The 9,142-nt window shown below is 63.0% G+C and carries 10 protein-coding genes (1 of these 10 cut by a window edge); 5 read left to right on the top strand and 5 right to left on the bottom strand.

Going from position 1 to position 9,142, the window contains the following annotated elements; translation table 11 throughout:
* On the bottom strand, positions 1-857 hold an 857-nt coding region (iolC, locus tag ACP7B7_RS18460; RefSeq protein WP_426077613.1), incomplete at its 3' end, for a 5-dehydro-2-deoxygluconokinase.
* 308 nt (positions 858-1,165) lie between these two features.
* Between iolC and ACP7B7_RS18465 the strand changes: the two genes are divergently transcribed.
* The gene (locus tag ACP7B7_RS18465) at positions 1,166-2,026 is read left to right on the top strand and encodes a MurR/RpiR family transcriptional regulator (RefSeq protein ID WP_426077614.1); all 861 of its coding nucleotides are present in this window, start codon (positions 1,166-1,168) and stop codon (positions 2,024-2,026) included.
* Positions 2,027-2,035: 9 nt separating this feature from the next.
* On the opposite strand, the gene ACP7B7_RS18470 is transcribed toward ACP7B7_RS18465, so the two are convergent.
* Together ACP7B7_RS18470 and ACP7B7_RS18475 are read right to left on the bottom strand one after the other, a co-directional pair.
* Positions 2,036-2,347, bottom strand: coding sequence for a MocE family 2Fe-2S type ferredoxin (locus tag ACP7B7_RS18470; RefSeq protein ID WP_065305766.1), 312 nt, complete (start codon positions 2,345-2,347; stop codon positions 2,036-2,038).
* Positions 2,348-2,384: 37 nt separating this feature from the next.
* Positions 2,385-3,482 (bottom strand): fatty acid desaturase family protein, encoded by a 1,098-nt coding sequence (locus ACP7B7_RS18475; RefSeq protein ID WP_426077616.1) that lies wholly within the window; start codon positions 3,480-3,482, stop codon positions 2,385-2,387.
* A 290-nt stretch (positions 3,483-3,772) separates the two neighbouring features.
* Between ACP7B7_RS18475 and ACP7B7_RS18480 the strand changes: the two genes are divergently transcribed.
* The 3 genes from ACP7B7_RS18480 to ACP7B7_RS18490 are packed head-to-tail and all read left to right on the top strand — an operon-like array spanning position 3,773 to position 6,749.
* Positions 3,773-4,597, top strand: coding sequence for a TIM barrel protein (locus tag ACP7B7_RS18480; RefSeq protein WP_426077617.1), 825 nt, complete (start codon positions 3,773-3,775; stop codon positions 4,595-4,597).
* Between the two features lie 27 nt (positions 4,598-4,624).
* On the top strand, positions 4,625-5,611 hold the full coding sequence (iolG, locus tag ACP7B7_RS18485) for an inositol 2-dehydrogenase (protein ID WP_426077618.1): 987 nt from the start codon (positions 4,625-4,627) through the stop codon (positions 5,609-5,611).
* Positions 5,612-5,642: 31 nt separating this feature from the next.
* Positions 5,643-6,749 carry a LacI family DNA-binding transcriptional regulator gene (locus tag ACP7B7_RS18490; RefSeq protein ID WP_426077701.1) on the top strand — a complete coding sequence of 369 codons (1,107 nt, stop codon included), beginning with the start codon at positions 5,643-5,645 and terminating at the stop codon, positions 6,747-6,749.
* 15 nt (positions 6,750-6,764) lie between these two features.
* Here ACP7B7_RS18490 and ACP7B7_RS18495 read toward each other — a convergent pair whose 3' ends face one another.
* On the bottom strand, positions 6,765-7,796 hold the full coding sequence (locus tag ACP7B7_RS18495; RefSeq protein WP_426077619.1) for a LacI family DNA-binding transcriptional regulator: 1,032 nt from the start codon (positions 7,794-7,796) through the stop codon (positions 6,765-6,767).
* A 146-nt stretch (positions 7,797-7,942) separates the two neighbouring features.
* On the opposite strand from ACP7B7_RS18495, the gene ACP7B7_RS18500 reads away from it, so the two are divergent.
* Positions 7,943-8,989, top strand: a complete 1,047-nt coding sequence (locus ACP7B7_RS18500) for a fatty acid desaturase (protein WP_426077620.1) — start codon at positions 7,943-7,945, stop codon at positions 8,987-8,989.
* Positions 8,990-9,003: 14 nt separating this feature from the next.
* Here ACP7B7_RS18500 and ACP7B7_RS18505 read toward each other — a convergent pair.
* The gene (locus tag ACP7B7_RS18505; RefSeq protein ID WP_426077621.1) for an IS3 family transposase occupies positions 9,004-9,142 on the bottom strand (it continues 1,126 nt past the right edge of the window). Within the gene, positions 9,004-9,142 belong to an annotated coding region that runs on past the window's edge; the region does not span the whole gene.

Consider the following 9,142-nt stretch of genomic DNA (forward strand, 5'->3'; position numbering starts at 1 on the left):
CCGGCGCCCAGCACATTGAGCACCGCCACGCGCACGCCGCGGTAGTTGTAGGCGTCGTCCAGGCTGGCGGGAATATCGCCCTCGATCACGGCGCTGCCCAGCGGGCCGCGCTTGACCACCAGCGTGGCGGCGCTGACCGCGCGCACCGCCTGCAGCGACGCCATGATGTCGGCACCACCGCCGGCGATCATGAACTCCTCTTCCGTGCCGACGATCAAATCAAACTGCGGCAGGATGCCCTGCAGGTGGCTCGTGACACCGTCATTCGACACAAAGCGCGTTTCGCCATCGGCCTTGCCCGACAGGCCCCACAGCACGGGCCGGTAGTCGATATCGAGCACGGTGCGCACATTGTTGGCACGCGCCAGGCGCAAGGCCTGCGAGCTGATGGCGTGCATGGCGGCCGTCGAGAAATGCGTGCCGGTGATCAGCAGCGCCTTGCTGCTGGCGATAAACGCCTGGTCCACCGACGCCGCGTCGATGGCCATGTCGGCGCAATTCTCGCGGTAGAAAATCAAAGGAAAGGTGTCCTTGTCCTTGATGCCCAGCATCACCAGCGCGGTCAGCCGGTCGTGGTCGATGCCGACATGGCTGACATCGCAGCCCTCCCTGGCCAGGGTGTCGGTCAAAAACCTGCCCATATGGTCGTCGCCAACTTTCGACAGCATGGCGGACTTGAGGCCCAGGCGCGCCGTGCCGAAGGCGATATTGGCCGACGAGCCGCCCAGGTATTTGGCGAAGCTGGTGGCGTCTTCCAGGGTGCTGCCGATCTGCTGCGCGTACAGGTCCACCGCCAGGCGGCCCAGGCAGATCACGTCGAGCGCGCGGCCCGATGCGAAAGGAGTTGGATTCTTCATCGATGTATCTTTCTGAATGCGTGCAGCGTTGATGGTCTCTGTTTATAGTTTTGCGCAAGCCGGCAATGGCCTGGACGGCCTGCCTGTGAGTTGTTGCATACCGTGAAAATCCCGTATGCTTTACCTCTTGTGCGACCGAAAAACACGGCGCTGCGCGGCACATGGCGGCAGGCGCACGGGCTTCGGTCCCGGCTGCAGTGTTTCTAGAATAAGTCAGCAAAAAACAAAAAGCAATAAAAATTGCGAAATTAATTTAAATAGAAAATTGTTTCGATTTAAGACAACTACACCAGAAAAGAGAGCAAGATATGGCACAAACCTCCTCGATCGACCAGTTGATGCAACAAATCGCCGACGAGTACGAAAGCCTGTCGCGCCAGTTGAAATTGATCGCCAAGCATATCGAACAGCATCGCAGCAGCCTGATGCTCGAACGCATCAGCGATATCGCCGCCGCCTGCCAGGTGCAGCCGTCGGCCATCGTGCGCTTTGCCCAGCGCTTCGGTTTTTCAGGTTTCAGTGAAATGCAAGATGTGTTTCGCCAGGCCTATACGGACCAGGCCCGGGCCGCGCCGAACTATCGCCAGCGCATCCGCAAGCTCATTTCCACACGAGACGGCAAGGTCGGCACGGGCGAGTTGACGCGCGAATTCATCGGCGCCAGCCGCAGCGGCCTCGACGAACTGGCAGCCGGGCTCGACGACGAACAGCTCGAAGCGGCCGTCACCTTGCTGCAGCAGGCGGACAATATCTATGTCGTGGGTGTGCGGCGTGCGTTTCCGGTGGCGTCATATATCGCCTACGCGCTGCAGCACACCAGCAAGCGTGCGCACCTGGTCACGGGATTGGGTGGCGGCCACCGCGACCAGATGCGCAGCGTACGGGCCGGCGACGTGGCGATTGCCATCAGCTTTGCGCCCTACGGCAAGGAAACACTGGAATGCGCGCGCATGGCGCACGACAACGGCGCGCGCGTGCTGGTCATTACCGACAGCAAGCTGGCGCCGCTGGCGCGCACGGCCGACGCCCTGCTCACGATGACCGAAGGAAGCGCTTTTGCCTTCCGTTCGCTGACCAGCACCATCTGCCTGTGCCAGGCGCTGTTCATCGCCCTGGCCTACCGGCTCGAGATCGACATCGAGGAAATCGGCGCGCAGCCGGCGGACTAAAGCGCCGCGTCAGGCCAGGTCGAGAAAGATCACGCCATCCTCGACCTTGGCCGGATAGGTTTTCAGGTTCACACAGACGGGAGCGCCGAGCGCCTTGCCGGTGGTCAGGTTGAAGCGGCCGTTGTGCTTGGGGCACTCGATCACGTTACCCATCACCAAGCCGTCGGCCAGGTGCACTTTTTCATGTGTGCACAGGCCATCCGAGGCATAGGCCTGGTTGTTCAGGCGGTATACGGCGTAGGTCTTGCCGGCGTGGTCAAACCGCATCACGTCTTCATCGTCGATCTCGTCGAACTCGCACACTTCGGTCCAGCAGCTCATATTGGTCTCCTTCGGTTTGTTGTTATAAATGATGACTTTATTTGGCGTAGGCGCCATCGGGCAGGCTATCCAATTCAGTCTCGCCTCGCTGGGGCAAGCTGCGCTGCACGGCGTAGCCCGGATCGCGCACCTGGCGCAGCACCGCAGGGATCAGCTCGCGGTAAGCGGCCAGGGTGCTGGGGTAAGGCAGCGGGCAATCGTCCTTGATCAGCTCGTGCAGTTTGGGCAAGGTATGGAAAGGCACCATGGGAAACATATGATGCTCGGCGTGGTAATTCATGTTCCAGTATAAAAAGCGGAACACCGGGTTCATATAGATGGTGCGGCAATTGAGGCGATGGTCGAGCACGTTTTCGGGCAGCCCGGAATGCTGGGTCAGGCCGAAGAACAGGCTCAGCCACGCGCCATAAAAAGACGGCAGGCCTATAAAGACCAGCGGCTTGATGCTGGCGGTGGCGAAGCAGGCGGTGAGCACGGCGCCATAGATCAGACACCAGATGCGTGCTTCGCGCACCATCTTGCCGTGCTCGCTTTCGGGCACGAAGGTGCGGTCGTCGGCGGAAATCTTGCCGACGGCGTTCAGTAACACTTGGCCCAGCTCGCTCAAGCCCGATTTCAGGTTGAAGCAATTGAGCAGCAAACCGAACAGGTCGGGTGGGCGCGGCACCACGATCTCGGGATCGCGCCCGACGATCAGGGTGTCGGTATGGTGGCGCGCGTGGCTCCAACGTTTTTGCGTCGGCCGGCGCAAGACCAAGAAGGAAGCGATCTGGTACACCGCGTTGTTGAGCCACGGCGTCTTGAAGGCCGTGCCGTGGCTGGTTTCATGCCAGCGCGAATCGGCCGGCCCCGCATACAGGGTGCCGTACAGAAAGAAGGCGGGGATGGCCCACCAGCTGCCCCAGCTCATTGCAGCCAGCACACCCGACACCACGATCAGGCTGAACCAGATCAAGGTGTCGCGGATCGCAGTAGCGTCTTGGCGCTGCATCAGTCCCTTCATTTGAGGGCGCGTCAGTGCGCAGCGATACCACTGCGCATTGGCCAGCCCCTGTTCTATGGCCTGTTCGCCGTCGCCGCCTATCAGTTGATAGCCGCGTTTGCGATCCTGCGTGCTTTCTGCCTGTATTGTCATGTGCTCCTCCGTGTGTCGATTGGAACCGCCTTGGTCCATGGCAGCGATAGTAGTGGCGTGCGGCAGGCCGCTTCAAGCAGATCTTGAAAACTCTGTCAAAAGCCATCATCCGGGGCGCAGGCGGCCTATCATTTCCATCATTTGTAGATTGTTCACGCCCCGGTTTTCCCGCTGAATGACCATTTATGGTCAATTTTCATGCTGCGTTCGAGGCCGCGATTTCTTACATTGTCGACAGGCGCCGCTACCAGGCGCCACCACACGACAAATCCCGATGGAGACGCACCACCATGACTGCCCCCTACCTGTTTTCCCTGAACCGCATGAGCGCACCGCGCATCGGTTTCGCCGACTACCTGGCCCTGTGCCAGCGCCTCGACGTGCGCGCGATTGAAATTCGCAATGACCTCGACGGTGTTGAAATCAACGACGGCACGCCGGCGCGCCAGATCCGCGAGATGACGCAAGCGGCCGGCATCACGATCCGCTCGATCAACGCCCTTCAGCGCTTCGAACAGTTCGATGCCGAGCGTGAACGCGAGGCGCGTGCGCTGATCGACTACGCCGCTGACTGTGGCGCCCAGGCGCTGGTGCTGTGTCCGACCAACAGCCTGCGCGACAGCCGCGATGCGGGCGAGCGCCATCGCGCCTTGGTGGCGGCGCTGACGGCGCTCAAACCGATGCTGGCCGAACGCGGCGTGCTGGGCCTGATCGAACCACTGGGCTTTGCCGAGTGCGCGGTGCGCCGCAAGTCGCAGGCCGTGCTGGCCATGTACGACGCCGGTGCCGAACACGATTTCAAGCTTGTGCATGATACCTTCCACCATCACCTGGCCGGCGAAGACATTTTTTTCCCTGACCTGACGGGGCTCATCCATGTGTCCGGCGTGGAAGACGGCGCCGTGCCGGTCGGCGCCATGCGCGACATGCACCGCGTGCTGGTCGGCGCCGGCGACCGCCTGGGCAATCTGGCGCAGATCAAAACCTTGCTGGCGCGCGGCTACCAGGGTTGCATTTCCTACGAGCCGTTCGCTGAAGAAGTGGCGGCCTCAGACGATATCGAAAACCAGCTGCGCGCCAGCATGGCCCATTTGCGCGACGGCATCGGCGCCTGATCCACCCACATTCACAGGAGAAAAAACATGTTACAAGTAGCCATCTTCGGCGCCGGCCGCATCAGCAAGATCCATAGCGCCAACCTGGTACGCCAGCAAGGCGTACGCCTGAAATACGTAGTCGACGTGCACGCGCCCAGCGCTGCCGCGCTGGCCAGCGAGCATGGCGCACAGGTCAGTGATATCGACACGGTATTTGCCGATCCCGAGATCGCAGCCGTGATCATCGCCTCGAGTACCGACAGCCACGCCGACCTGATCTTGCGCGCCGCCGCCAGCGGCAAGCATATCTTTTGCGAAAAACCGGTCGACCTGACCGTCGAGCGCGCCCTGGTATGCGCCGACGCCGTCGCCAAGGCCGGCGTGACGGCGCTGATCGGCTTCCAGCGCCGCTACGATCCCACCTTCGCCGCGCTCAAGGCGCGCATCGACGCCGGCGAGATCGGCGTGCCGGAAGTGCTGGCCATCACCAGCCGCGATCCGGGCGCGCCGCCGCTCGACTATATCCGCAGCTCGGGTGGCATTTTCAAGGACATGTTGATTCATGACTTCGACGTGTTCCGCTGGATCCTCGACGACGAAGCCGTCAGCGTCTACGCCACTGCCTCGGTGCTGACCGACCCGAAGGTGGGCGAAGCGGGCGACGCCGACACCACGGCCGTGACGATCCGCACGCGCAAGGGCCGCCTGTGCCAGATCAACACCAGCCGCCGCGCCGCCTATGGCTATGACCAGCGTTTCGAGGTACTGGGCAGCGCCGGCATGCTGCAGGCGCATAACCATCGCCCGACGGAAGTCGAAGCGTGGACCGCCAGCGGTGTGGCGACCAGCTTGCCGGAAAACTTCTTCCTGGAACGCTACCGCGCCGCGTATGCCGCCGAAATGGCCCATTTCGTCGCCGCCCTGATCGACGGCAAGCCGGTGCGCACCACGGTGGCCGATGGCCTGAAGGCGCTGCAACTGGCGCAGGCGGCCGAAGTGTCGTGGCGCGAGCGGCGCATCGTCGAGTTGTAAAACTTGTGAGGCGCCCTGCGGCTGGTGCATGATGGCTGTTTTCAAGCAGGACACCAGCATGAGCGACTTGCCGCAGGAACCCGCCCCCTCCACCCGCCGCAAGCGCTCGGCGCGCTTCAGCGACATCGCCGCCGAAGCCGGCGTGAGCGAGACCACGGTCAACCGCGTGCTCAACGAGCGCGGGAGCGTCTCGGCCGCGACCCGCGCGCGCGTGGTGGCCGCCGCCCGGCGCCTGGGCGTACCGCGACTGCTGCCGGAGCCGCGGCGCGGCCTGACCCGCTTCGACGTGATCCTGGCCGGCAGCGGCACGCCGTACTTCCAGCGCCTCAACCTGGCGTTCCAGCGCGCCATGCACATGCTGGACAAAAAAGTGGTGATCCACCGCACCCTGGTGGCCGAGGGCGATGGCCAGGACGAGCGCATCGCACGCGCCATCCTCAGCCCACGCCAGAAGCGCCATGGCCTGATCGTTGCCGTGCATGACAGCATCACCGTGCGCGCCGCGCTGCGCCAGGTGATTCATACGGGGGTGCCGGTGGTGACCCTGATGAGCGATATTGCCGACGTGCCGCGCCTGCATTACGCCGGCATCGACAATTACCGCGCCGGCCGCACGGCCGGCCATTTCCTGGGACGCGCCTTGCCGGCCCAGGGCCGCATCCTGTTGATCAGCAATGCGCTGCAATATCAGGCACATGCCGAGCGCATTCATGGCGTGCAGGAAGTGCTGGCCGAGCGCTACCCGGGCCTGCTGTGCGGCGAGGTGCGCCAATGCCACGACCAGCCCGACCGCTGCCACGTCGCCGTCGCGCGCGCCGTCAAGGCCTGGCCCGACCTGGTCGGCATCTACAACAGCGGCGCCGGTTCGGCCGGCATCGTGACGGCGCTGCGCCAGGCCGGCAAGGCCGGACACATCCTGCTTGCCGGCCACGAGTTGTCGGCCGAGCACCGCTTGTATCTGGAGCAGGGCGAGATGGAACTGGTGATCGACCAGGATCCGGACTGGCAAACGGCATCGAGCCTGCAGCATCTGCTGCATGCCTGCGGCCGGCTCGATGAACCACCCTCGAGCGCGCCAAATGAATTTCGCCTGTTCTGCCGCGAGAATATCGGCGCAGGCGACTACCTGCCGCCTTGAGCGCGGCGCAAGAAATCAGATATTTTCTGGCGTAAACAACAAAGGATCGACCACGCAGCGGCGTGGCCCCGTGCCGCTGTCGAGCGCATCGCACATGGCGGCGACAAGGCCGCCGGCGATCGCGTCGCGCGGATGCGAAATGACCATCGCCACATGGCCGTCGGCCAGGGCGGCGCGGGTCAATGGCGTCAGGTCATGGCAGACGGTGACGAAATCATATTCAGGCCCCAGCGCACGCAAGCCGTCGAGCACGCCTTCGATGCCGCCGCCGGCCAGGTAAAAGCCCGTCAGGTCGGGGTGGCGGTGCAGCAATTCATGAATGGTTTCCTCGGCCAGGTGGCGGTCTTCCAGGCTGATCAGGGTGTCGAGCAAATCGATGTCGAATTCGAGTTCGTGCTGCTGGAAATAAGTGCGGAAACTGGTTTCGCATTCCTCCTGGCAGGCATAGCGGTGCGAGCCGACCATCACGGCCACCTTGGCCGGACGCCGCCCCAGATGCGCGATCGCCCACGCCGCGCTGCGGCCCACCTTGACATTGTCTACTCCGGCGTGGCCGGCCAGGCCGGTGGCACTCAGGTCGGACACCAGCGAAAACACGGGATAACCCTCCGCCGCCAGCTCCTCGACGGCGGCGCAGATGACCGGATGCTCGGTCGCGACCAATGCCAGTGCATTGACGCTGCCGGCCATCGCGCGCAGCTGCGCCACCACCCGCCGTGGCGTCAAGTCATCCATGTACTCGACCTGCACACTGTGCACGCCGCCAGCCTCCCTGCCAGCCTGCTGCAGCGCCTGCGCCATCAGTTGGAAAAATTCACTGCCGCTTTTTTGCAGCAAAAAACCCAGCCGGTGCTTGCCACCGCCCTCGTCCAGGCGCTTGCGTATCAGCCCGGCGCCGCGATAGCCGAGCGCCTCGGCCGCCTGCATTACGCGCAGCGCCGTGGCCGGACGCACTTGCGCGCGCCGGTTGATGACGCGGTCGACCGTGGCGACGCCGACGCCGGCGGCGCGGGCAACATCGGCAATCGTGGATGGTGCTGTTTTCATGGAGATGCCTGCTGAAGATGGTTGATAGATTCTATCATTGGCGGGCGCGCCAGCATGATGGTTTTGAGACCAGCTCGAGGCTGGCGCCCCGCAGCCACCCGCCAATCACTACCATGATCCTGGTTTATCACACACAGGAGAGCGACATGGCACATGCGGGAAAATGGAAAGACTATCGGCTGAACGCGGCCAACAGCGAGCAGGCGGAAAAGCGGGGACTGGTATCGGCGCACTGGTTCCGCTGCGAGGTGCCACGTGCGCAGATGAAACAGCTGATGCAGCGCAGCGACGCCCAGGGCTTGCGCCACATGGCGATCTGGCTGGCCTTGTTGACGGCCAGCGGCGTGGCGGCCTGGCACAGCCACGGGAGCTGGTGGTGTCTGCCGGCCTTCTTTCTGTACGGCACATTGTATTCGGTCAGCGACCATTGCGCCCATGAACTGTCGCATGGCACGCCGTTCAAGACGCCCTGGCTGAACAATGTTTTTTACCAGCTGGCGTCCTTCATGACCCTTCACGAATCGGTGTACTGGCGCTGGAGCCATGCGCGCCACCATACCGATACCATTATCGTCGGGCGCGACCGCGAAATCGCATTTCCGCGCCCGGCCAGGCCGCTGGCGATCCTCTTCGACGCTTTTTTCCTGCCGGGCGGCCTGCAGGAAATCGCACGCACCGTGCGCCATGCCATGGGCAGCCTGAGCGAGGAAACGCGCAGCTTTATTCCTGATTCGGAAATACGCAAGCTGGTCTGGAGCAGCCGCATCTATACCTTGCTGTTTGCTGGCCTGATCGCCTGGTGCGTATTGGCACAGAGCATCTTGCCGGCGCTGTTCATCGTGTTGCCGCGCTTTTACGGCGCCCTGCTGCCGCTGCTGTTCAACATGACGCAGCACACGGGCCTGGCCGAAGATGTGCTCGACCATCGCCTGAACACCCGCACCATGTATTTGAATCCGGTGTTCGAATTCCTGTACATGAAGATGAATTACCACTTGGAACACCACATGTTTCCGATGGTGCCCTTCCATGCGCTGCCGCGGCTGCACGCCGCCATCCGCGAGCAGTCGCCGCCCGCCTACGGTTCGCTGTGGGCGGCATACGCCGACATCGTGCCAGCCGTGCTGCGCCAGCGTGAAGAGCCCGGCCATGTGATTGCACGGGAAGCAAGCAGTGAGGTGTACTGTCAATAGCGGACACTCTTGTTTCAAGCCGCCCGTGGCTGTTTGCTGAATTTTTCAGCGAACAACGCGGGCGGAACATTGCCGAGGCGCGAATGGCGTCGCTGGCGGTTGTAAAAGCTTTCGATATATTCCTGTATTGCGGCTTTCGCGTCGGCCCGGGTC

It is taken from the genome of Janthinobacterium sp. PSPC3-1, assembly GCF_049896105.1.
Lineage (GTDB): Bacteria > Pseudomonadota > Gammaproteobacteria > Burkholderiales > Burkholderiaceae_D > Janthinobacterium.

Coding starts and splice junctions, on each gene's coding strand:
- ACP7B7_RS18465 (WP_426077614.1), top strand. CDS start 1,166: ATGGCACAAACCTCCTCGATCGACCAGTTGATGCAACAAATCGCCGAC.
- ACP7B7_RS18470 (WP_065305766.1), bottom strand. CDS start 2,347: ATGAGCTGCTGGACCGAAGTGTGCGAGTTCGACGAGATCGACGATGAA.
- ACP7B7_RS18475 (WP_426077616.1), bottom strand. CDS start 3,482: ATGACAATACAGGCAGAAAGCACGCAGGATCGCAAACGCGGCTATCAA.
- ACP7B7_RS18480 (WP_426077617.1), top strand. CDS start 3,773: ATGACTGCCCCCTACCTGTTTTCCCTGAACCGCATGAGCGCACCGCGC.
- iolG (WP_426077618.1), top strand. CDS start 4,625: ATGTTACAAGTAGCCATCTTCGGCGCCGGCCGCATCAGCAAGATCCAT.
- ACP7B7_RS18490 (WP_426077701.1), top strand. CDS start 5,643: ATGGCTGTTTTCAAGCAGGACACCAGCATGAGCGACTTGCCGCAGGAA.
- ACP7B7_RS18495 (WP_426077619.1), bottom strand. CDS start 7,796: ATGAAAACAGCACCATCCACGATTGCCGATGTTGCCCGCGCCGCCGGC.
- ACP7B7_RS18500 (WP_426077620.1), top strand. CDS start 7,943: ATGGCACATGCGGGAAAATGGAAAGACTATCGGCTGAACGCGGCCAAC.